This window comes from Flavobacterium sp. KS-LB2 (assembly GCF_036895565.1).
In the GTDB taxonomy this organism is placed as follows: domain Bacteria; phylum Bacteroidota; class Bacteroidia; order Flavobacteriales; family Flavobacteriaceae; genus Flavobacterium.
The window spans coordinates 1,161,593-1,183,000 of record NZ_CP145904.1 but is presented as its reverse complement, the minus strand read 5'-3'; the positions used below and the strand labels follow the sequence as shown (position 1 = coordinate 1,183,000).

The following is a 21,408-nucleotide window of genomic DNA, read 5'->3' as shown; positions in this document are numbered from 1 at the left end:
GGAACTAATTAAAAATTCTATTTTTGTTACAAATTTTATAAAAATGAAAAGAGTTGTAAGCATATTGATTTTAGCCATGTTTCTAAATGGTTGTGATGATGGAGATTTAATTCAAGAAGACATTAGTTTTGATGATGTTACTGCACAAAATTGCAGTTCAAATGACATTATTTACAAACTAAAAGATAGTGAAGCCCTTATACTTGAAGTTGCTGGATTTACTTTCCCAACAGAAACAAAATCCCAAGAATTAGACATCAACGCCTCAAATCGTGTGCTGTATCGCTTTTATAATGGCGCCGTAACCTCTGCTACGATTTGCGAAACCATTCCGCCAGCAACGCCAATTGTTATGGATCAATGGACCACTTCCGGTGGAAAAATAGTTATAAATACGACTGCTGTAAAAACCACAAATACTACTGATAACAGCACTAAAATTACAGGTTACAATCATAATATCACGTTCAAAAACATAACATTTGTAAAAAGTAATGGGACTCAAGTTTATGAAACATTCCCTTTTGGCGACTATGTAATTAGTGCTACGCCTTTGCCTTTTTCATTCAACAAAACACTTGAACAATGTAGCTCTACTAAACAATTATACGATTACAATAGTAGTGAAGCACTTATTTTAGACATTGATCCTACATTAATTGTGAACGAAGCAACTCCATTAAATACTCCTAGAACCGGGTTAATAAGCGATACAAAAAACAAACTTACCTATCGATTGTTCTCCGGATTAGTAACAGATGCTTATTTTTGCAACACTACTTTTCCAGCAACTCCTGCAGTAAGTGAGGAATGGATTGCGGTGGCTGGAGTAGCAAACCAAAGTGGAATTGTGGAGGTAACAACTACTACTTTGGGAACTGGTTTTAAACATACCGTTGTCCTTAAAAAAGTAAAAATGAAGAAAGGAAGCAGCGATTTTATTTTGGGTGATAATTATATTTACGGAGAATTATTGACCACGAATTAATCTCGAATACAGCATAAAAATAGACACAAAAAGCAACTGTTTTGAGTCCAAAAAAAGTCCGATTTTTAAGTAAAATTCTCTCGAAAAACTACTTTAAAATTGGACTTTTTTTATGCTTAAAAAAATCAAAAAGAAACCTACATGGCACTTTGTTTAATAAAAACTTCTGTTGCTCCTTGACCATATTTTTGATAATTTCCTTCTTGAAAAGCGATATTATCATAACGCCCTAATAAAAAATCCAGCTCTGCTTTTAGAACTCCTTCACCCACGCCGTGGATAAAAACAATCTTTGGAATACGATTCTTAATCGCAAATTCAATATGTCGTTTTGCTGTTTCCGTTTGCAAAGTTAGAATATCATAATTGGACATTCCACGTTTATTAGGCACCAGTTTTTCGATATGCAAATCAAACTCTGGAGCCGGAATTTCATGTTTTGATTTCTTCTCTTTTACAAAACTACGAGGTTTTGGAATCTCTTTCTCTTTTGAAATCTCACTTACATTTATTCTTCTAATAGAATCTAGTAAGTTACTGGTTTCGTTTATTTTAATCAACTCGTTGACAAAAAATGTCATCGTAAATCCATCTTCTGTTTCTACCGTAACTTGCTTCTCATTGACTGACAAAACTATCCCGTTGATTGCTTCGTCAAGCACTGAAACCTTATCTCCTTTATTAAACATTTTCGTCTTCTTTATCTTGATTTTTACTTGGCGTTTTCGCACTCAATTGCATCATTCCCATCATGAAAACCACAATTGCAATGACCATTACAAACACATTTTTTTCGGCACTCACCTGCTCGTACAAAGCAACAGTTATCGCCACAACCATTATTGGAATTATAAACTTTCTCATCTTTTTAAATATCAGTTTTCAAAAGTAATGAATTTAAAATTGCATCAATTATTATCTTAACCGTTTCTTATTTTTTCGTAAAATTGTAAAAAGAAAAACCATTGGATTTAGAAAAATTTATGCTGCCTTGCTTAAGCAAAACGCTCTTTGGAATCGAGTGTTTGGGTTGCGGTTTTCAGAGAGGATTTTTACTGTTTCTGCAAGCGGACTTTCAAGGCGCTTTTAAGATGTATCCAGCCATTTTCACCACACTACTATTTCTGGGAATTCTGGGTTTGAATTTTATCGACAAAAATAGAAATTACAAAAAACCAATCATGGTTTCAGCAATCGTCAATGGCATTTTTATGATTGCGGGTTATTATTTTAAGCACTTTTAAAACCTTATTTTTTTTTCAATTTTACAACAACTAAAATTATTTGATTCGGGTCAAAATATCATTCATCATTTCTATTTGCACTTTTTGAATTTCTATTAATTCTTGTTGTTGATGCATAATCAAATGATCTAGTTTTTCATGAAGCATTCTAATTTCAAGTTCTGATTTCAAATTAATCATATAATCTTTTTTGGCTCTTTCCCTGTCTTTTTCTTCCTGACGATTTTGACTCATCATAATCACGGGAGCTTGAAGTGCTGCAAGACACGACAAAATTAAATTTAGCAAAATAAATGGATAAGGATCAAATCCCTTATTCAAGAAAATATAAATATTAATCAAAATCCAAAAAAGGATGAATACCCCAAAAAGGATGATGAATTTCCAGCTTCCGCCAAAAGCAGCTACTTTATCAGCTACTTTCTGTCCTATGGTGCGAACTCCAATATCATCCTCAACCGTACTCACCAATGATTTATCTTCATTCAAAGAACCAATAACCTTAGCCTCTAGATTTGATAATTCCCCTATTTCGACCACTAAATAATTAGAAATATATTTCTCCCGATACATATTCAGCTCCGGAATTGCTATAAATTTATCAGTATCAAAATCTGGATAATCAGCTTGAATAAGTGCTAATATTGGATTTCGTATCGTTTTAGCAGAAATTTTATCCGCTATTGGAAATTCTTTGTTTGAAATGTCGCTTATAAAAGTAGTATTAGATTTCATGAAGAGTAATTTATTGGCTAATTTAAAAAAACACTTTCATCAAAACTAATAATCGGTTTCTATACATTGAAAATAAAACAGATACACCAGTACTTTTTGTATTTTTAAAAAGTTAAAAACAGCAAAACACCCCACAATTACAGTCAATTTATTTAACAAAAGTGTCCAAATAAAGACGATAGCTTTATATTACAAACAGAAATAATTCAAAATAGTTCAATATCTTTGCAACTTGTTTTTAAAAACTATGAAAATGCTACTGAACTTGAAAAATATTCCTTTCAGCTATTGTTGTTGCTGTCTTTAAAATACTATCATAAAAAAACATTGTTCAAAACGATTTATCAATTGTAATACATTAGAACCTGATTATTACAATTTAAGACACCAAACAGCATGAAATCATATAAAATATTAGACCTCATTGGAAACACACCTTTAGTCGAAACCACTAATTTAATAAAAAATAAAAACGTAAAACTTTTACTGAAACTCGAAGGAAACAATCCTGGAGGGAGCGTAAAAGATCGTGCAGCCTACAACATGATAGCCTCTGCATTAGAAAGAGGAGAAATCAAAAAAGGAGATAAACTCATTGAAGCAACAAGTGGCAATACCGGCATAGCCCTTGCGATGATTGCGCAATTATTCAATATCGAAATCGAATTGATACTTCCAGAAGATTCCACTAAGGAACGCACCCAAACTATGCGCGCTTATGGTGCTACCGTCATTTTGACACCTGCTGATACCGGAATTATAGGTTCTAGAGATTATGCAGACAAAAAAGTAGCCGAAGGCGGTTACATAATGCTTAATCAGTTTGCAAATGACGACAACTGGAAAGCGCATTATAAAACTACTGGCCCTGAAGTATGGAATGATACCGACGGAACTGTAACCCATTTTGTCTCCGCTATGGGAACAACGGGAACAATTATAGGCACTTCAACCTACCTGAAAGAAATGAATCCAGCGATTCAAATTGTAGGCGCCCAACCCAGCGATGGATCCCAAATCCCAGGAATCAGAAAATGGCCTAAAGAATATTTACCTAAGATCTTTGATTCCAATAAAGTAGATACAATCATCGAAGTCTCTGAAGAGGAAGCGCGGGCCATGACCAAACGTTTAGCGTTAGAAGAAGGCGTTTTTGCAGGAATGAGTAGTGGTGGTTCAGTGGCGGCAGCAATAAAAATGGCTGAGGAATTAGAATCAGGAGTCATAGTAGCCATTATTTGTGACCGTGGTGATCGCTATTTGTCTTCGGATTTGTTTGATTAAATTGCGTAGACTTATAAAAAAAACCTTCCTTTTCTGTATCTTCGGATATGAAAAAAGGAAGGTTGTTTCATTTTAATAAACTAATATTTTCTATTTTTAATCCAAAATAATTTAATGATTTCACACCTTATAATTTGATTACTAATGAAAAACACAGCACTAATTTATTGTATTCTATTTTTATCAATCGCTATGGGAGGAAAAGCACAGGCTCAGGACTGGCCAAATTTAAACAAATATCAAAATGAAAATGCCAATCTCAAACCGATTGCACTTGGACAAAAAAGAGTGGTGTTTATGGGAGATTCCATAACTGAATTTTGGAGCATCACCGATCCTGAGTATTTTGCAGGAAAACCATACATTAATCGAGGTATTAGTGGACAAACTACACCTCAAATGCTAATCCGTTTTAGAGCTGATGTTATAGCTTTAAAACCCACTGCTGTAGTTATTTTAGCAGGAATAAATGACATTGCCGGCAATACTGGTCCTGCAACATTGGATATGATTGCTAATAACATTTTTTCAATGGCCGAATTGGCGCAAGCAAACCAAATTAAAGTAATACTTTGTTCCGTATTGCCTGCTTATGACTTTTCTTGGAAACCCAATCAAAATCCGGCTGAAAAAGTAGTAGCGTTAAATGAAATGATAAAAAATTATGCTGACGCCAATGGCATTCTTTATCTTGATTACTTTACGGCTATGGCTGATAAACGAAAAGGTTTGCCAACACTATACTCCAATGATGAAGTTCACCCCAACAAAGTGGGTTACCAAGTGATGGCAACACTTGCAGAAAAAGCAATTACTAAAGTATTATTGCAAAAATAAATCATACCTTTTAATCAAAAAAAGGCTCGATTTAAGTTAAATCGAGCCTTTTTTATATCTATTGTTATTTTTATTATACTAAACTAGACGTAGAAGAAATTGCTGCATTCAACACTTTAGAAACAGGGCAATTTTTCTCTGCTTTGGTAACCAATTGCTGAAAAGCATCCTCTGTTATTTCTTTTACTTTAGCATTTACTGTTAAGTGTGACGTGATGATTGTTCCGTCAACAAAATCAATATCGCATTTGGTTTCAATACTTTCAATTTCAAAACCAGCTTCGGTGATGTAAGCCGAAAGTTGCATTGTAAAGCATCCAGAATGCGCTGCTGCTATCAATTCTTCGGGATTTGTGCCCACTCCTTCCTCAAAACGAGATTTAAAGGAATATTGCGTATCTTTTAGTGTGGTGCTTTGTGTGGTCAATTTTCCAGCTCCCTCTTTGAGTGAACCATTCCAGACTGCGGTTGCATTTCTTTTCATAATTTTGAATTTTATGTTCTCTCAAATTTAGTTGATTTATAAAAAAATACTTTCAGAAATAGAATTTTTTAACGAAAATTTAAAGTTCGATACCACATTTGACCTTTTAAAAAACAATAGAAAAAGTAGCTCCTTTATTAATCCCGTCACTTTCAGCTAAGAGTTGACCATCGTGTCTTTCTATGATTTTTTTACACAGATATAATCCAATACCTGTTGAAGGTTCATTGGACGTTCCTAGCTTACTCATTTTTGTAAATTTTCGAAACAGTTCTTGACTCTGATTTTGATCAAAACCTACACCGTTATCCGAAATCTCAAAAGCTATTTTACTACCCTGATTATAAACACGTACTTTGATTACGTTATCAGGGAAAGAGAATTTTACAGCATTGTCTATCAAGTTTACCAAAACGCGAATCAACAAAATTTTATCAATATTCAAAAGTGCTTCTTCAACTTCAATTGACAAATTTAATTTAATATTTTTATTATTTAACAACTGATCCAACTGCTTTGATACAACCGAAAAAACATATGTAAACTGTACAATTTCACTTTTGGATCTTTTTTCTATGATTTGGTCTTGCTCTTTCAGCAGTTTGATGAAGTTTTCAATATAATTATACTGTTGCTCTGTTGATTGCAGTATTAATTCTGCTAACTCTGTTATAGATTCCGATGGTTCTTCCTCTAAAATAAGTAGTGTCGCCGATTTAGAATTCCCAACAAAGTTTCTTAAATCATGGGAAAGTAAATACACTAAATCTTGTTTTTCAGTAATGAAATTTTCATTTTCTGCAATTGAATCCTGGATATTACTCATTAATAATCCTGCTTCATCAGAAAAATTAGTTGGCAATGCAGGAACTGTTCTTTTATTTCTATAGGAATGCAAAGCTTTAGACGCGACTTCGATTGGCTTAATTAGCAACTTTAACACAACCAAAGTTGTTGCTGTAGCTGCTAAAGTCATGATAAGCGCAAAAATCAAAATAGTATCAGCAGAAATGCTTTTGCTACCATAAAGTACAAAAAATAATAATCCAATCAACGGAATATGAATTCCTATAAATGCGACAAACAAAAATTTGAAAGCATAACTATTTTTAAGAAAACCTATTTTAGATAATTTTTTATATAACTGCATAGTTAATTTTATTTTCGTTTTTTAACAATAGTAAATTACAAATAACAAAATAAGTGATTATTTTCTTACTAATGCTTACGGTCTTCTAAATAAAATGTTAAATTAATCATTTTACGTCAACCTATATACGTGTGAAAAGAGTATTTAGTTCTTAAATGTGATCATAATTATTTTATAGTATATTTTTACAAAAATCAAAATACAATTGTGCTTCTCTGAAATCTTCACCGAACAACAAAACTAAGTTCTAACAGACAATTCCCTGCCCCCGATTAAAGCGAAAACCCGCAATTGCTAGAGCTTTGGAACACTTGCAGATAAAGAGCTACCAACGGAAGCTCCTTTATGGGCATAGTGTTGCTGCTCGCGAAACGAGAATTTACAGCAGAAAGCGGGAATGGGTTCAAATAAAAAACATCTAAAAGTGAAAATATTTCACAATTTGAATTTATAAAACCATTCAAACACTTATTTTTGCGCTATGGCTAAGAAAAATACAGACAAAGTTGTCTTTCATCAAATAAAAGTCCTTGATGCTGGTGCAAAAGGCGTTTCGGTAGCAAAGGCTCCCGATGGTAAAGTAGTTTTTATCCCGAATGTAGTTCCGGGTGATGTGGTTGACGTGCAGACTTTCAAGAAGCGCAAAGCCTATTACGAAGGAAAAGCAGTTCATTTTCATGAATATTCAGAACATCGTGTAGAACCTATTTGCGATCACTTTGGTGTTTGCGGCGGTTGTAAATGGCAGAATATGAAATACAGCCAACAGTTGTATTACAAGCAAAATGAAGTGAAAAATCATTTGCAACGCATCGGAAAAATAGAACTTCCGGAATTTGAACCGATTCTGGGTTCAGAAAAACAGTTTTTTTATAGAAACAAAATGGAATTTTCGTTTTCAAACAGCCGTTGGTTAACAGAAAAAGAAATTGACAGCACCGAAGATTTAGGAAACAGAAACGCACTTGGTTTCCACATTCCGAAAATGTGGGACAAAATCCTGGACATCAATAAATGTCATTTGCAGGAAGATCCATCGAATGCTATTAGAAACGAAGTGAGAGATTTTGCGAATGCAAATGGACTGACTTTCTTTAATCCAAGAGCGCATGAAGGTTTATTGAGAACTTTAATGTTGCGTACTTCTTCGACGGGTGAAATCATGGTTTTGATTCAGTTTTTCGAAAATGACAAAGCCAACAGAGAATTAATCCTAGACCATCTTTACGAGAAATTCCCGCAAATTACTTCGTTGCAATACGTAGTAAACAATAAAGCAAACGATACTTTATACGACACCGATATTAAATTATACAAAGGAAGAGATTACATCTTGGAAGAAATGGAAGGTTTGAAATTTAGCATTAATGCCAAATCTTTTTACCAAACTAATTCGGATCAAGCGTATGAATTGTATAAAATAACGCGTGATTTCGCTGGATTAACAGGAAATGAAATCGTTTATGATTTATATACTGGAACTGGAACTATTGCACAGTTTGTTTCTAAAAAAGCAAAAAAAGTAATAGGTGTAGAAAGTGTTCCTGATGCGATTAAAGATGCCAAAGCGAATGCGGTACGTAATGAAATCACGAATTGTGAGTTTTTTGTAGGAGATATGAAAGTGGTGTTCAACGATGATTTCATCGCACAACACGGCCATCCAGATGTGATTATCACAGATCCACCAAGAGACGGAATGCATAAAGACGTGATTGAACAAATCATGAAAATTGCTCCTGAAAAAGTGGTTTATGTAAGCTGTAATTCGGCAACACAAGCTAGAGATTTGGCTCTGATGGATGAGAAATACAAAGTGACTCGGGTACGTCCCGTAGATATGTTTCCGCAAACGCATCACGTAGAAAATGTAGTACTTTTAGAAAGAAAATAATTGATTTTTGATTGCAGATTAACGATTTTTGATTGTAGATTTTAATAAAACTGCAATCAAAAATTTTCACTAAAAAATATGAGAAAAATATATTTATTGGTTTTAGCTCTAGCGTTATTTTTCTCCAGTTGCGAGAAAGATGATATTTGCGATGCAAATACACCCACTACGCCTCGTTTGGTGATTACTTTTCATGACTTTTTGAATCCGTCTGTTTTAAAAAATGTAACAAATCTCAAGGTAGTTGGTGAGGGAATGATTGATGGAATTGTTTTTAATAGTGCTACCGGAGATGCTAAATACTTGACAAACGGAAACACAATTTCGATTCCGCTAAAAACTGTTGGCACCAGTACTAGCTTCAGTTTCACCTTAAATTCTGGGAGTGCTAATACAGCTTTGATAAACGTAGATAATATAAAGTTTGACTATACAACCCAAGAACTGTATGTATCCAGAGCTTGTGGTTACAAAACCAACTTTATATTAGATCCGATAAATCCATATACACATACCGATGCTGCAGTTCCAGATACAAAATGGATAGAATATATCTCGGTTGAAAAAAGTAACATAGAAAACGAAAATGAAACACACATTAAGATATTTTTTTAGTATTTGTCTCGTATCATCGTTGACTTTGGTACAGGCTCAAGAAACGAGCCCAAAAGGCGAACAAGTGAAACAAACAACAGCTGTGAAAAGTGACCCAAAAACCACCAAAACAGACCAGATTCTACCTGAAGCTCCTTTGCCATCAATAGCCACTAAACCAGCTGCAAAAAATAATGATTCAATTCCCGTAAAGACAGACCGATACGGAATTCGTGTTGGACTTGATTTATTTAAACTAACACGCGCTCTTTATGACAAAGATTATAAAGGAATTGAGTTGGTTGGCGATTACCGATTGACCAAAAAATATTTTTTGGCGGCAGAACTTGGAAATGAAAACAAAACTACAGATGATGACCGACTTAATTTCACTACAAAAGGGTCCTATATAAAAGCAGGTTTTGATTATAATGCCTATGAAAACTGGCTTGACATGGAAAACATTATTTCTATAGGTATGCGCTATGGTTTCAGTACTTTTAATCAGCAATTAAACACATATCGAATTTATAATGCAAACCCATATTTTGCAGAAACTCCAATAATTTCATCTGGTAAAAATTTTGATGGATTATCCGCGAGTTGGATTGAAGTGGTGGCTGGAATAAAAGCCAAAGTATTTGACAATGTATTTGTGGGTTTCAGTCTTCGATTGAACCGATTGGTAACCAACAAAGAACCGGAAAACTTCTCCAACTTATACATTCCTGGGTTCAATAGAACCTATGATGGTGATTTTGGAGTAGGTTTCAATTACACAGTTACTTATTTTGTTCCTATTTATAAGAAGAAGCTAAAACCTGCTACGGTTGCTAAAAAAGAAGAGAAAAAATAATTACGAATAAAAAAAATATCGCAAAGAGAACTATTGTTTTCTTTGCGATATTTTTTGTTGTTAGAATAACTAAGCCTATCCTATCTCCTTAATTCCTTTCATGAAAATCCATTTCATGAATAATTTCTCCCCGTCTTTAGTTTTTGCAGCTTGAAATTTAGGAGCTATAATTGTTCCTATAATAAAAGCGGTTAACGGAATCCAGAAACCGGTTAAATCAGTAAAATTTGCCACTACATACCGAGCAGAAATAAATAATATTGCAAAACATCCTAGTTGGTAAATAAATGCTCTTATTTGTAATTTGGTCATAATAAATTATGAATTGTGAGTTATGAATTATAAATTTTTATTGGATTACTACTGACTATTTTTCAGAAATCTGATCCTTATTTTCTGAATCCTGAACAACTTGAAATTTCGTTCTCTTACTTCCTTCATACATTTCGTATTTCACTAAACGCGCTTCTAATCCAGCATTAAAAAGCTTGATTTTTCTCGAAGGTTTTAATCCTACATATTTCAATGCTTCCAGATTGGCAGTAATCATCCAAGCATTAGTACCTGGGTAATTTTTCTTTAAGGTATCACCAATGTTTTTGTAGAATTCTTCCATGTGAATATCTAAACGCTCATCATACGGCGGATTGAAAACAACATGTAATTTCCCTTCTGAAGATTTTTCTGTATCAAAGAAATTTTGTTCTTCAATAGAAATATACTCGTCAAGATTAGCATTTTTGATGTTGTCTTTGGCTTTTTGAACCGCACTTGGTGCTTTATCATAGCCTTTAATCTTGTAATGAAATTCTCGAACTCGCTTCAATAAACTGTCCGAAATAGCATCAAACAAGTCATTGTCCCAATCGTTCCATTTTTCGAAAGCAAATTCTTTGCGGTTGATGTTTGCCGGAATATTACAGGCAATCATTGCTGCTTCGGCTAAAAATGTTCCTGAACCGCACATTGGATCCAAGAAATCCGTTTGACCGTCCCAACCAGAAAGCAATAGAATTCCTGCTGCCAAAACCTCGTTTATAGGAGCAATATTCGTAGCCGTTCTATACCCACGTTGGTTCAATGCATTTCCTGAGGTATCCAGAGCAACTGAAACCTGGTCTTTATCGATATGAATGTTGATTCTTAAATCAGGGTGTACTTTATCGATACTTGGTCGTTGTCCAGTTCTTTCTCTGAACTGATCGACAATCGCATCTTTACATTTTTGAGAAACAAATTCCGAGTGATTAAAATATTCCGAATGCACTGTGGTATCAATCACAAAGGTCTGATTAGCATTCAGTAATTTAGACCAATTCACTCCCGAAATCCCTTTGTATAAAGCCTGTTCATTATTTGCCTTGAAAAAATAAATAGGCTTTAGGATTTTCAAAGCCGTACGCAACGCTAAATTCGCTTTGTACATAAACCCTTTATCTCCCTTAAAACTAACCATTCTAACTCCTTGCTCCACATTTTGTGCGCCTAGGTTTTGCAATTCTTTTGCTAATATTTCTTCAAAACCAAAAAAGGTTTTGGCAACCATTTTATAATTATTTTCCATTGTAAAATCAAGTATTCGTTGCAAAAATACACTAAATTTGCATCAATCGAATTAATTGAAAAAGAATAAATGTCTGCAGCACAAAATCCACCAACTGAAAATCAACTAAAATCAACCGAAAACTGGTATACCTCTTGGTTTGATACTCCGTATTATCATATTCTTTACAAGGATAGAAATTATAGAGAAGCACAGATTTTCATGGACAATCTAACTCATTATCTGAATCTTCCTGAAAAAGCAAACGTATTGGATTTAGCCTGTGGCAAAGGCCGTCATTCTATTTATTTGAATCAATTGGGTTTTACAGTTCTTGGTGCTGATTTATCTGAAAACAGCATTGCGGAAGCTAATAAAAATACGAATGAAACCCTTCATTTCAAAGTTCATGACATGCGTGAACCTTTTGAAGAAAAATTCGATGCTATTTTCAATCTATTTACCAGCTTTGGTTATTTCGAAAATGACGAAGACAATCTAACTACATTAAAAGCCATCAAAGAAAGCCTTTCCGAATATGGTTTTGCCGTGATTGACTTTATGAATGTTGCTCAAGTACTCGAAACGCTGGTTCCAGAAGAAACGAAAACCGTCGAGGGAATCGATTTTCAAATCAAACGTTATTTAAAAGACGGTCATATTTACAAAGAAATTGACTTTGAAGACAAAGGGCAAAAATTTCATTTCACCGAAAAAGTAAAAGCCCTTACCCTAAAAGATTTTGAGGAATTAATGGAAGAAGCTGGGATTTATCTCTTGGATATTTTTGGCGATTACAAATTGAAAAAATTCCATAAAACCGATAGTGAACGCCTAATCATGATTTTTAAATAAGTAGTGGTCGGCCGGTTAATCGTTTATTTGATTAATCGAAAAAACGAAGAAACGAATAAACGGTTAAATAGAAAACATGAATTACCTCTTACCCTTACTTTCCGTACTCATAGGATACATCATCGCATTGGTATTAAAACCAAAAAACAAAACAAATCTAAAGTTACTCTTAGCTTTTAGTGGTTCTTTTCTACTCTCTTTAACCGTAATACATTTATTACCTGAGGTGTATGAAGCTCACGAACATGCTATTGGCGAAAGCAACAATCACAATGCGGGAATCTTTATCATGATAGGAATTTTGTTCCAGATTATCTTAGAGTTTTTCTCTAAAGGTGCTGAGCACGGACACGTACACGGACATTCAAATATGTCACATATTCCGTGGTTGCTCTTCATCAGTCTTTGTATTCATGCCTTTTTAGAAGGATTCCCAGTGGGACATAATCACGGGAAATTAGCGCTAGGAATTGCCATTCATCACTTACCTATCGCTATTATTTTAACCACTTTTTTTATTAATTCTCATTTAAATAACAAAGCGATTTTTATTTTCATGCTCACATTTGCATTGATGACGCCACTAGGAACATTTGCTTCAGCTTATTTTTCAGGATTAAACGAGTATCATAGCGAAATTACCGCTGTAGTTATCGGGATTTTATTTCATATATCTTCGACTATCATTTTTGAAAGCAGCGAAGGACACAAATTCAATATTGCCAAAGTTTCCATGATTGTCATAGGAATTGCATTGGCGTATTTTATATAATTTTATAACTTGGGCGTGACCGCTGAAAAAGCGGTCGGGCTATTTGCTACAATCTTTTTTCATTTCGCTACCGCTACATGATAAAAAGGATTTTTGCTGCTATCCCTCACGCAAAAAAATAAATGTTATGGACTTCTCGCGAGTTGTCCTTTCAAAAAAATAACTATGGAATTTACAAAAACCACCGAACAATCCTCAAAGTACGAACATTTAGAAAAAATGTCAGTTCAAGAATTGCTTTCTAATATCAATCTGGAAGATCAAACCGTACCACTTGCGGTAGAAAAAGCATTACCCCAAATAGAAAATTTAGTGACAGAAATTGTTGCCAAAATGAAACTCGGCGGACGCTTATTTTACATAGGTGCTGGAACATCAGGACGTATAGGAATCCTTGACGCATCAGAATGTCCGCCTACATTTGGTGTGCCTTTTGATTTAGTAATTGGGATCATTGCTGGTGGAGATACTGCCATTCGTAAAGCCGTAGAAAATGCCGAAGACAATGCCACACAAGCCTGGATTGACTTGAAAGCATTTGATATAAATGAACATGATGTTGTTATAGGGATAGCTGCATCAGGGACAACACCTTATGTTATTGGAGGTTTACAAACGTGTAACGAAAATAATATCACCACAGGAAGTATTTCTTGCAATGCAGGAAGCCCGATTTCGCAAACTGCAAAATTCCCTATTGAAATAATTGTAGGACCAGAATTTGTAACTGGTAGTTCTCGAATGAAAGCCGGAACAGCTCAAAAACTTGTCCTAAACATGATTAGCACAGCCACGATGATTCAACTGGGAAAAGTAAAAGGCAATAAAATGGTCGATATGCAATTGAGCAATAGCAAACTAGTGGATCGCGGTGTAAAAATGATTATGGGAGAAATTCCCGTTTCTTATAAAGAAGCCAGTGAATTATTGAATAAATATGGAAGCGTTAGGAAAGCTGTTGATTTTTACCAATCTAAATAATGGTATTTGTTTTTTATTTTGTGCTATCATTTATTCCTCTTTTATGGATATTTACAATCTATTTTTTAAGAAAATGGAAGTACATCAAGATTTTTTGCTTGGCAAATATTCTTTTAGTAGCAGTATATTTTTTTTTGATTTTTTATTCTACTTTTCACTTTTTTAAAACAGATCCGTATGGGTTAAAAAACATTTTTTTATTCCTATATTTAATAATTTTTCAAACACTATCAGATTTTATATTTTCTTTATATTATAGGTTTAAAATACTTAAAAATGGCAACTAACAAAGAACTATTATCTAAAGGAATCAAATATTTAGCAGGCGCTTTACCTTTGCTTTTCGTAGGACCAGCTGTAATTTATAATGCTTTTATGAATCAAGATAATGTGTGGCATTATTTAGTATTAGCAATCGGAATTATTGCTTGTGGTGCTGCTATGTATTTCATGTATGCAGGTTTAAAAATAATTATGAAGAGCTTATTTAACGACTAATGGAAAACCTAATTCACGTTCAAAAAACATTTGAAAAAATCGTTTACGTCGATAAAAAAGTAAACAATAGAGAATTTGAAGATTGCGTTTTTAAAAATTGTGATTTATCAAATAGTGATTTTTCCTACAGCAGCTTCATGGATTGTGAATTCATTGATTGCAATTTGGCCATGACCAAATTATCAGGAGCTAGCTTAAAAGGAGTGAATTTCAAAAACTGTAAATTACTAGGCATTCAATTTGAGGAATGCGATGATTTCTTGTTTAATGTGAATTTTCAAGACTGCGTTTTAGATTATTCCTCGTTTTCCAATAAAAAAATGCCGAAGACCAAATTCAATACTTGCTCGATGAAAGAGGTCAGTTTTGTTGGGGCCAATCTTACGAGTGCTGTTTTTGACAACAGTAATTTGAATGGTGCTATTTTTAACAATACCCAATTAGCTGGAGCCGATTTTTCAAAAGCAACCGATTTTAAAATTGATCCCGAATTTAATCCTATGAAAAAAGCAAAGTTTTCTACTCAAGGAATCATTGGACTTTTAAACAAATATGATATTAAAATACAATAGTTAAAAAATAAATACACTGAGAAATGAAAAAAATATTGCTAATCCTACCACTATTACTACTACTATCTTGCTACGACGTAGAGCGCAACTGCAAGGACTTTAAAACTGGAAAATTCAAGTTTGAATATGAAGTGAACGGAATCAAGAAAACAGCGATTTTTGAACGTAATGACAGCATAGAAGTAGAAACTTTTGAAGGAAAGACAGACACCGCTTCGATACGATGGGTAAACGATTGTGAATATGTTCTACTAAAATTGCATCCAAAAAACATGGCTGAAGAAAAGGCTATTGGTATGAAAATTTTGACAACCACAAAAAATTCCTATACCTTTGAATTTGGGATGGTTGGTGCTAATGAAAAACAAAGAGGAACCGTTACTAAGATTTCCGATTAAGTATAACAATTAAATATAAACAATAACAAACTAAACATGGAAGTATTTTTAAATCCAGATGCTTGGATAGCCTTATTAACATTGACTTTTTTGGAAATTGTACTAGGAATCGACAACATTATTTTCATATCAATTGCTACCGGAAAATTGCCCGTAGAACAACGTAAGAAAGCTACAAAAATAGGAATGTTCCTTGCCATGTTCATGAGAATTGCGCTTTTGTTTGGTATCAATTTATTGATTCAAATGAAAGAACCTTGGTTTCATATAGATTTTAGTTGGTTTTCAGCCGGAATTACTGGACAAAGTCTTATTTTATTGGGTGGAGGATTATTCTTAATTTACAAGAGTACGAATGAAATTAGAGAGAAAGTAGACGAAAAAGGGCATGAGGAAAAAGAATTAGGCAAAGCTGCCACAAAATCTTTTCAAAATGTATTGCTCCAAATCATCATGATTGATTTAGTTTTCTCTTTCGATAGCATTCTTACCGCAGTAGGGATGACAAACGGAGTGGAAGGCGCATTATATATTATGATAACTGCAGTCGTTATTTCAGTATTAATTATGATGCAATTTGCTGTTCCTGTTGGTAATTTTGTCAACAAACATCCATCTATTCAAATTCTTGGTTTATCCTTTTTGATATTAATTGGAATGATGTTGCTTACCGAAAGTGCTCACTTATCAAATGCTTTAATTTTTGGAAGTCATGTTTCACCCGTACCAAAAGGGTATTTATATTTTGCTATATCCTTCTCATTATTAGTTGAAGTGCTCAATATGAAAATGACAAAGAATAAAAAAGTCAAATAATCACTACTAGAGTTTATAAAAAAAGCTTCCGCATTCGGAAGCTTTTTTTTTAGTCTAAACTTAAAGTAATCTGTCCATCATCTTCCAATTGAATATCAGAATCATCAGCAGTTGTTTCGCCTTTTACTTCCATATTTTCAGGAATAACTTCTTCCGGCACTTCATACGGCAAAGGTTCTAATAGGTTTACTTGTTTCAATTTATCGGTTGTCAGTTGATTCCCTAAAGCTTTAAATCCTTTAACGGCAATAAACGATTCTATGTCTACTGTTATTGTCTCTTTTTGAACTCCTTTAATTTTTGTAAAAATTAATTCAGCCACAGGACGATAATCCGTTGATACAATTTCTAATTGTGAATTAGGATGTTCCGTGATAAAACTCTCTTCTTTGTTTTCGGTTTCAACCAGAAAACGCTTGATATAATAGCGCTCTTTTTCACCATCATAATATATCGCTGAAATAGGTTTCTTTGGAATCCATTTTTCTAAAACCACCATATCTTCATCAAAATGAGTTGATAACTCTGGTGTAATTACTTTTATTTTTCCCGATTGAGAGATGACCAAAATTTTATCATTAGGCCTGAACTCCCCTAATAATTCTCCTCTTGCATCAACATTTAATCGTTGTACCGTATCATCAAACCAAACCTTTCTTGGTAGTAAAGTAGAAATTCCTTTCTCCTTCAGTTCTATTTTTTTGATTGGATACTTGGTGACCAAATTTCCTTTCGAACTTCGCCCTTTGATAGCCAAATTAGCAAAATCAATATCAAATTTTAATTTTTTCACACTTCCTACCTGACGCAATAATATCGTAATTACTTCAGCTTCACCATTTGGATTACAAGAAAAATATACTACTTGAGAACCTGCAGTTTCATTTGTTAAATCATACGCTTTGTCTCTTGTAACTCCTGAAACATTGAATCGTTTAATATACGAAGGCCCAGATTTTCCATCACGATAAATCATGTTATAAATGGTACGCTTGTCGCTTTTATCAAAAATAGCAACGTGAATAATGTCTTTACCCACAAAAGTTTTCGCATCTACTTTGGTAATCATCATTTTTCCATCACGCAGAAAAACAATTACATCGTCAATATCAGAACAATCCGTAATGTATTCATCTTTCTTCAGGCTTGTTCCCACGAAACCTTCTTCTTTATTGACGTATAATTTAGTGTTTCTTAAAACTACTTTTGTTGCTTCAATATCATCAAAAATACGAAGCTCCGTTTGGCGTTCGCGTCCTTTTCCGTATTTCTCTTTCAACTTTGTGAAATAAGCAATCGCAAAATCAATCAGGTGTTCTAAATTGTGTTTTACTTGTTCAATATCACCTTCTAGCGATTCTATTTTGTCTTGTGCTTTATTGCTATCGAATTTAGAAATTCGCATAATTCGAATATCCAATAAACGGAGAATATCCTCTTCGGTAACAGCACGTTTTAAGTGTTTGATGTGTGGTTTCAAACCATCATCAACGGCTTTAATTACCGTTTCTCTAGTCGTCATTTCTTCAATGTCACGATAGATTTTATTTTCGATAAAAATACGTTCCAAAGAAAGAAAATGCCATTGTTCTTCCAGTTCACTCAATTGAATTTCCAGTTCACTTTTCAGTAATTGTACCGTTCTATTGGTTGAAATTTTCAACATATCCGAAACCCCGATAAACAACGGTTTGTTATCTTCAATCACACAACCCAATGGTGCCACTGAAGTTTCACAAGCCGTGAAAGCAAACAACGCATCAATGGTTTTATCTGGAGAAACACCTGGGAAAAGATGAATTAATATTTCGACCTCAGCAGCAGTATTGTCCTCAATTTTTTTGATTTTGATTTTCCCTTTTTCATTCGCCTTCAAAATACTGTCAATCAGCGTTGTTGTATTTGTAGAAAACGGAATTTGGGTAATTACCAAAGTATTTTTATCGAGTTGACCAATTTTGGCACGAACACGAATACGTCCACCACGCAATCCGTCATTATAATTAGACACATCAGCAATACCTTGTGTCATAAAATCAGGATAGAGCGTAAATGGTTTCCCTTTCAAAATTTTTATCGAAGCATCGATTAATTCATTGAAATTATGAGGCAACACTTTTGTCGAAAGACCTACTGCAATTCCTTCGGCTCCTTGCGCTAAAAGCAATGGAAACTTCACTGGAAGATTATTTGGTTCTGCTCGTCTTCCGTCATAAGAAACACCCCAATCAGTGATTTTTGGGCTATAAATAACCTCCAAAGCAAATTTAGACAAACGTGCTTCGATGTAACGAGAAGCCGCAGCGCCATCTCCAGTTAAGATATTCCCCCAGTTTCCCTGACAGTCAATCAACAATTCTTTCTGACCAATTTGCACCATCGCATCACCAATACTCTGATCTCCGTGAGGGTGATACTGCATGGTGTGTCCAACAACGTTAGCTACTTTATTGTACCTACCATCATCTAGCTCTTTTAGCGAGTGCATGATTCTGCGTTGTACAGGTTTAAAACCATCCTCAATTGCAGGAACGGCACGCTCCAGAATCACATACGAAGCATAATCCAGGAACCAGTCCTTATACATTCCAGTAACTTTGGTAATGGTATCGTTTCCGTCTTCTTGATTTTCGTAAAAATGGTTTCCTCCTGAAGTGATTATATCGTCAAAACCTTCTTCATTTGATTCGTTTGAATCATTTGTTTCATCTTGCGATTGGTCTTCGTTTGGGATGCTGTTCTCGTCTTCTTCGTCTTTCATTACCTATATTCTATTGAATCGTAATCCATTCTAATTTTGTTCTAAAAACTCTAAAAAGAATATTTTTCTTTACAAACATGTTCTTTCTTTGTAACCTCAATTCCATTTTTATCCAACTCTTTTTTTAGAAGCGTCTCACATTCTTTATGATCATTACTTCTAATAATAAAAAAGGTACTTGAAAAACTAACCACAAATAATAAAGCGATAAAAATTAATGTGTTTTTTGTAGGCATCTAATAACTCTTTAAACTTTCTCAATTACATCTAGTTCCACTTTCAAATTCTTGATGATAAACTCTTGTCTATCTGGCGTATTTTTCCCCATATAAAAAGACAATAATTGCTCAATCGAAGTATTCTTATCCATCATAATTGGATCCAAACGAATGGTTTCTCCAATAAAATTCTTGAACTCATCTGGAGAGATTTCCCCTAATCCTTTAAATCGGGTGATTTCCGGTTTTGGTTTTAGTTTTTCGATAGCCTCTTTTCGCTCTTCATCAGAATAACAGTAAATGGTTTCTTTTTTATTTCGAACCCTAAAAAGTGGTGTTTGCAAGATATACAGATGTCCTTCTTTGATCAATTCGGGAAAAAATTGGAGAAAAAATGTAATCAATAACAACCGAATATGCATTCCATCGACATCGGCATCGGTTGCGATTACAATGTTGTTGTATCGCAATTTTTCTAATCCATCTTCAATATCTAATGCCGCTTGTAATAAATTGAATTCTTCGTTTTCATACACAATTTTCTTGCTCATCCCATACGAATTCAATGGCTTACCACGCAAACTAAAAACAGCCTGTGTATTCACGTCACGCGATTTTGTAATAGACCCAGAAGCTGAATCTCCCTCGGTTATAAAAAGCGTACTTTCCAGATTCCTAGGATTTTTAGTATCAGGAAGATGCGCTCGGCAATCTCTTAATTTCTTATTGTGTAGATTCGCTTTTTTGGCACGATCTGTCGCTAATTTTCGAATACCTGAAAGTTCTTTGCGCTCTCTCTCGGCTTGCAAAATTTTGCGCAATAAAGCATCAGCAGTTGTAGGATTCTTGTGTAAATAATTATCTAATTTTGTTTTCACAAAATCATTTACAAAAGTTCGTACCGATGGTGTTCCCGGTTCAGAACCCATATCAGTCGAACCTAATTTGGTTTTAGTTTGCGATTCAAAAACGGGCTCCATTACTTTGATACTAATGGCCGTTACAATAGATTTTCGAACATCAGATGCTTCGAAACTTTTATTATAAAACTCTCTAATAGTTTTTACAATTGCTTCCCTGTAGGCCGCTAAGTGTGTTCCTCCTTGCGTGGTGTTTTGACCATTTACAAAGGAATGATACTCTTCACTGTATTGCGTTTTACTATGTGTTAATGCAATTTCGATATCGCCTTCTTTCAAATGTATAATTGGATATTCTAAATCCTCAACATTGATAGTTGCTTCTAATAAATCTTTTAGTCCGTTTTCAGAGTAGTATTTCTCTCCATTAAAAATAATCGTCAAACCATTGTTTAGGTAACAATAATTTTTGACCATTTTGATAATATATTCAAAACGGAATTTGTAATTTTTGAAAATGGTTTCATCGGGCGTAAAAGTAACTTTTGTTCCTTTTCGTTTGGTGGTATCGATTATCTCTTCTTCTAAAATCAAATTTCCTGCTGAAAACTCTGCGGCTTTTTGTTTCTCATCACGCACGGATTCAACACGGAAATAATCTGACAAAGCGTTTACAGCTTTAGTTCCGACGCCATTTAAACCAACCGATTTTTGGAACGCTTTAGAATCATACTTCCCTCCTGTATTCATTTTCGACACTACATCAACAACTTTTCCAAGGGGAATTCCACGGCCATAATCACGCACCGAAACTGTTTTATCTCTAATGGTTACTTCGATGGTTTTTCCAGCTCCCATAGCAAATTCATCGATACAGTTATCGAGTACTTCTTTGACCAAAATATAAATACCATCATCTGGCGACGAACCGTCTCCCAATTTCCCGATGTACATTCCGGGACGCATGCGAATATGTTCTTTCCAGTCGAGTGACCGAATATTATCTTCGGTATATTGATTTTGTTCGGACATTGTAAAATTTGTGGATTTGGTGCTAATATAAGATAT

24 protein-coding genes are annotated in these 21,408 nt (G+C 34.1%); 14 read left to right on the top strand and 10 right to left on the bottom strand.

What is annotated here, in order from left to right; genetic code table 11:
• Nucleotides 1-43: 43 nt before the first annotated feature.
• Nucleotides 44-988 carry a hypothetical protein gene (locus V5J73_RS05090; protein ID WP_338648063.1) on the top strand — a complete coding sequence of 315 codons (945 nt, stop codon included), beginning with the start codon at nucleotides 44-46 and terminating at the stop codon, nucleotides 986-988.
• 137 nt (nucleotides 989-1,125) lie between these two features.
• On the opposite strand, the gene V5J73_RS05085 is transcribed toward V5J73_RS05090, so the two are convergent.
• Both V5J73_RS05085 and V5J73_RS05080 read right to left on the bottom strand, forming a co-directional pair.
• Nucleotides 1,126-1,677: a Smr/MutS family protein gene (locus V5J73_RS05085; protein WP_338648062.1), complete on the bottom strand. Its 552-nt coding sequence runs from the start codon at nucleotides 1,675-1,677 to the stop codon at nucleotides 1,126-1,128.
• Nucleotides 1,670-1,852 (bottom strand): hypothetical protein, encoded by a 183-nt coding sequence (locus tag V5J73_RS05080; RefSeq protein WP_338648061.1) that lies wholly within the window; start codon nucleotides 1,850-1,852, stop codon nucleotides 1,670-1,672. Before V5J73_RS05080 ends, V5J73_RS05085 begins: the two co-directional genes overlap by 8 nt.
• A gap of 101 nt (nucleotides 1,853-1,953) precedes the next feature.
• Here V5J73_RS05080 and V5J73_RS05075 point away from each other — a divergent pair, with 101 nt between their 5' ends.
• Nucleotides 1,954-2,232, top strand: a complete 279-nt coding sequence (locus tag V5J73_RS05075) for a DUF2752 domain-containing protein (RefSeq protein WP_338648060.1) — start codon at nucleotides 1,954-1,956, stop codon at nucleotides 2,230-2,232.
• 36 nt (nucleotides 2,233-2,268) lie between these two features.
• Here V5J73_RS05075 and V5J73_RS05070 read toward each other — a convergent pair whose 3' ends face one another.
• Nucleotides 2,269-2,967, bottom strand: a complete 699-nt coding sequence (locus V5J73_RS05070) for a DUF1003 domain-containing protein (protein WP_338648059.1) — start codon at nucleotides 2,965-2,967, stop codon at nucleotides 2,269-2,271.
• 396 nt (nucleotides 2,968-3,363) lie between these two features.
• Between V5J73_RS05070 and cysM the strand changes: the two genes are divergently transcribed.
• Together cysM and V5J73_RS05060 are read left to right on the top strand one after the other, a co-directional pair.
• On the top strand, nucleotides 3,364-4,251 hold the full coding sequence (cysM, locus tag V5J73_RS05065) for a cysteine synthase CysM (protein ID WP_338648058.1): 888 nt from the start codon (nucleotides 3,364-3,366) through the stop codon (nucleotides 4,249-4,251).
• A gap of 144 nt (nucleotides 4,252-4,395) precedes the next feature.
• On the top strand, nucleotides 4,396-5,088 hold the full coding sequence (locus tag V5J73_RS05060) for an SGNH/GDSL hydrolase family protein (protein WP_338648056.1): 693 nt from the start codon (nucleotides 4,396-4,398) through the stop codon (nucleotides 5,086-5,088).
• A 73-nt stretch (nucleotides 5,089-5,161) separates the two neighbouring features.
• On the opposite strand, the gene V5J73_RS05055 is transcribed toward V5J73_RS05060, so the two are convergent.
• The gene (locus V5J73_RS05055) at nucleotides 5,162-5,572 is read right to left on the bottom strand and encodes an OsmC family protein (RefSeq protein WP_338648054.1); all 411 of its coding nucleotides are present in this window, start codon (nucleotides 5,570-5,572) and stop codon (nucleotides 5,162-5,164) included.
• A gap of 106 nt (nucleotides 5,573-5,678) precedes the next feature.
• Complete coding sequence (locus V5J73_RS05050) at nucleotides 5,679-6,722, bottom strand: sensor histidine kinase (RefSeq protein ID WP_338648052.1); 1,044 nt, start codon at nucleotides 6,720-6,722, stop codon at nucleotides 5,679-5,681.
• A 481-nt stretch (nucleotides 6,723-7,203) separates the two neighbouring features.
• Here V5J73_RS05050 and rlmD point away from each other — a divergent pair, with 481 nt between their 5' ends.
• From rlmD to V5J73_RS05035, 3 genes are all read left to right on the top strand, one after another.
• Nucleotides 7,204-8,616: a 23S rRNA (uracil(1939)-C(5))-methyltransferase RlmD gene (gene rlmD / locus V5J73_RS05045; RefSeq protein ID WP_338648049.1), complete on the top strand. Its 1,413-nt coding sequence runs from the start codon at nucleotides 7,204-7,206 to the stop codon at nucleotides 8,614-8,616.
• Nucleotides 8,617-8,694: 78 nt separating this feature from the next.
• On the top strand, nucleotides 8,695-9,231 hold the full coding sequence (locus tag V5J73_RS05040) for a DUF6452 family protein (RefSeq protein ID WP_338648047.1): 537 nt from the start codon (nucleotides 8,695-8,697) through the stop codon (nucleotides 9,229-9,231).
• A complete protein-coding gene (locus V5J73_RS05035; protein ID WP_338648044.1) occupies nucleotides 9,203-10,066 on the top strand; it encodes a DUF6048 family protein in 864 nt (287 codons plus the stop codon). Before V5J73_RS05040 ends, V5J73_RS05035 begins: the two co-directional genes overlap by 29 nt.
• A gap of 75 nt (nucleotides 10,067-10,141) precedes the next feature.
• Here V5J73_RS05035 and V5J73_RS05030 read toward each other — a convergent pair whose 3' ends face one another.
• Nucleotides 10,142-10,378, bottom strand: a complete 237-nt coding sequence (locus V5J73_RS05030) for a hypothetical protein (protein ID WP_338648041.1) — start codon at nucleotides 10,376-10,378, stop codon at nucleotides 10,142-10,144.
• A 55-nt stretch (nucleotides 10,379-10,433) separates the two neighbouring features.
• The gene (locus V5J73_RS05025) at nucleotides 10,434-11,630 is read right to left on the bottom strand and encodes a THUMP domain-containing class I SAM-dependent RNA methyltransferase (protein WP_338648039.1); all 1,197 of its coding nucleotides are present in this window, start codon (nucleotides 11,628-11,630) and stop codon (nucleotides 10,434-10,436) included.
• A 69-nt stretch (nucleotides 11,631-11,699) separates the two neighbouring features.
• Here V5J73_RS05025 and V5J73_RS05020 point away from each other — a divergent pair, with 69 nt between their 5' ends.
• From V5J73_RS05020 to V5J73_RS04990, 7 genes are all read left to right on the top strand, one after another.
• The gene (locus tag V5J73_RS05020; RefSeq protein ID WP_338648036.1) at nucleotides 11,700-12,464 is read left to right on the top strand and encodes a class I SAM-dependent methyltransferase; all 765 of its coding nucleotides are present in this window, start codon (nucleotides 11,700-11,702) and stop codon (nucleotides 12,462-12,464) included.
• A gap of 76 nt (nucleotides 12,465-12,540) precedes the next feature.
• A complete protein-coding gene (locus V5J73_RS05015) occupies nucleotides 12,541-13,236 on the top strand; it encodes a ZIP family metal transporter (RefSeq protein WP_338648034.1) in 696 nt (231 codons plus the stop codon).
• A gap of 165 nt (nucleotides 13,237-13,401) precedes the next feature.
• A complete protein-coding gene (gene murQ, locus V5J73_RS05010) occupies nucleotides 13,402-14,217 on the top strand; it encodes an N-acetylmuramic acid 6-phosphate etherase (RefSeq protein ID WP_338648033.1) in 816 nt (271 codons plus the stop codon).
• A gap of 276 nt (nucleotides 14,218-14,493) precedes the next feature.
• A complete protein-coding gene (locus tag V5J73_RS05005) occupies nucleotides 14,494-14,715 on the top strand; it encodes a DUF6095 family protein (protein ID WP_338648032.1) in 222 nt (73 codons plus the stop codon).
• Nucleotides 14,715-15,287 (top strand): pentapeptide repeat-containing protein, encoded by a 573-nt coding sequence (locus V5J73_RS05000; protein WP_338648031.1) that lies wholly within the window; start codon nucleotides 14,715-14,717, stop codon nucleotides 15,285-15,287. The genes V5J73_RS05005 and V5J73_RS05000 overlap by 1 nt, the downstream gene beginning before the upstream one ends.
• Nucleotides 15,288-15,310: 23 nt before the next feature.
• The gene (locus tag V5J73_RS04995) at nucleotides 15,311-15,685 is read left to right on the top strand and encodes a DNA topoisomerase IV (RefSeq protein ID WP_338648028.1); all 375 of its coding nucleotides are present in this window, start codon (nucleotides 15,311-15,313) and stop codon (nucleotides 15,683-15,685) included.
• 36 nt (nucleotides 15,686-15,721) lie between these two features.
• Nucleotides 15,722-16,501, top strand: coding sequence for a TerC family protein (locus tag V5J73_RS04990; protein WP_338648026.1), 780 nt, complete (start codon nucleotides 15,722-15,724; stop codon nucleotides 16,499-16,501).
• A gap of 49 nt (nucleotides 16,502-16,550) precedes the next feature.
• On the opposite strand, the gene V5J73_RS04985 is transcribed toward V5J73_RS04990, so the two are convergent.
• The 3 genes from V5J73_RS04985 to V5J73_RS04975 are packed head-to-tail and all read right to left on the bottom strand — an operon-like array spanning nucleotide 16,551 to nucleotide 21,372.
• Entirely contained in the window at nucleotides 16,551-19,262 is a 2,712-nt protein-coding gene (locus tag V5J73_RS04985) for a DNA gyrase/topoisomerase IV subunit A (protein ID WP_338648023.1), read from the bottom strand.
• Nucleotides 19,263-19,312: 50 nt separating this feature from the next.
• Nucleotides 19,313-19,498, bottom strand: coding sequence for a hypothetical protein (locus tag V5J73_RS04980; protein WP_338648021.1), 186 nt, complete (start codon nucleotides 19,496-19,498; stop codon nucleotides 19,313-19,315).
• An 11-nt stretch (nucleotides 19,499-19,509) separates the two neighbouring features.
• Complete coding sequence (locus V5J73_RS04975; RefSeq protein WP_338648020.1) at nucleotides 19,510-21,372, bottom strand: DNA topoisomerase IV subunit B; 1,863 nt, start codon at nucleotides 21,370-21,372, stop codon at nucleotides 19,510-19,512.
• Between the last annotated feature and the right edge of the window lie 36 nt (nucleotides 21,373-21,408).

Coding starts and splice junctions, on each gene's coding strand:
- V5J73_RS05090 (WP_338648063.1), top strand. CDS start 44: ATGAAAAGAGTTGTAAGCATATTGATTTTAGCCATGTTTCTAAATGGT.
- V5J73_RS05040 (WP_338648047.1), top strand. CDS start 8,695: ATGAGAAAAATATATTTATTGGTTTTAGCTCTAGCGTTATTTTTCTCC.
- V5J73_RS04995 (WP_338648028.1), top strand. CDS start 15,311: ATGAAAAAAATATTGCTAATCCTACCACTATTACTACTACTATCTTGC.
- V5J73_RS05085 (WP_338648062.1), bottom strand. CDS start 1,677: ATGTTTAATAAAGGAGATAAGGTTTCAGTGCTTGACGAAGCAATCAAC.
- V5J73_RS04975 (WP_338648020.1), bottom strand. CDS start 21,372: ATGTCCGAACAAAATCAATATACCGAAGATAATATTCGGTCACTCGAC.
- V5J73_RS05070 (WP_338648059.1), bottom strand. CDS start 2,967: ATGAAATCTAATACTACTTTTATAAGCGACATTTCAAACAAAGAATTT.
- rlmD (WP_338648049.1), top strand. CDS start 7,204: ATGGCTAAGAAAAATACAGACAAAGTTGTCTTTCATCAAATAAAAGTC.
- murQ (WP_338648033.1), top strand. CDS start 13,402: ATGGAATTTACAAAAACCACCGAACAATCCTCAAAGTACGAACATTTA.
- V5J73_RS05050 (WP_338648052.1), bottom strand. CDS start 6,722: ATGCAGTTATATAAAAAATTATCTAAAATAGGTTTTCTTAAAAATAGT.
- V5J73_RS05000 (WP_338648031.1), top strand. CDS start 14,715: ATGGAAAACCTAATTCACGTTCAAAAAACATTTGAAAAAATCGTTTAC.
- V5J73_RS04985 (WP_338648023.1), bottom strand. CDS start 19,262: ATGAAAGACGAAGAAGACGAGAACAGCATCCCAAACGAAGACCAATCG.
- V5J73_RS05060 (WP_338648056.1), top strand. CDS start 4,396: ATGAAAAACACAGCACTAATTTATTGTATTCTATTTTTATCAATCGCT.
- V5J73_RS04980 (WP_338648021.1), bottom strand. CDS start 19,498: ATGCCTACAAAAAACACATTAATTTTTATCGCTTTATTATTTGTGGTT.
- V5J73_RS05005 (WP_338648032.1), top strand. CDS start 14,494: ATGGCAACTAACAAAGAACTATTATCTAAAGGAATCAAATATTTAGCA.
- V5J73_RS05015 (WP_338648034.1), top strand. CDS start 12,541: ATGAATTACCTCTTACCCTTACTTTCCGTACTCATAGGATACATCATC.
- V5J73_RS05020 (WP_338648036.1), top strand. CDS start 11,700: ATGTCTGCAGCACAAAATCCACCAACTGAAAATCAACTAAAATCAACC.
- V5J73_RS05025 (WP_338648039.1), bottom strand. CDS start 11,630: ATGGAAAATAATTATAAAATGGTTGCCAAAACCTTTTTTGGTTTTGAA.
- cysM (WP_338648058.1), top strand. CDS start 3,364: ATGAAATCATATAAAATATTAGACCTCATTGGAAACACACCTTTAGTC.
- V5J73_RS05080 (WP_338648061.1), bottom strand. CDS start 1,852: ATGAGAAAGTTTATAATTCCAATAATGGTTGTGGCGATAACTGTTGCT.
- V5J73_RS05030 (WP_338648041.1), bottom strand. CDS start 10,378: ATGACCAAATTACAAATAAGAGCATTTATTTACCAACTAGGATGTTTT.
- V5J73_RS05055 (WP_338648054.1), bottom strand. CDS start 5,572: ATGAAAAGAAATGCAACCGCAGTCTGGAATGGTTCACTCAAAGAGGGA.
- V5J73_RS05035 (WP_338648044.1), top strand. CDS start 9,203: ATGAAACACACATTAAGATATTTTTTTAGTATTTGTCTCGTATCATCG.
- V5J73_RS04990 (WP_338648026.1), top strand. CDS start 15,722: ATGGAAGTATTTTTAAATCCAGATGCTTGGATAGCCTTATTAACATTG.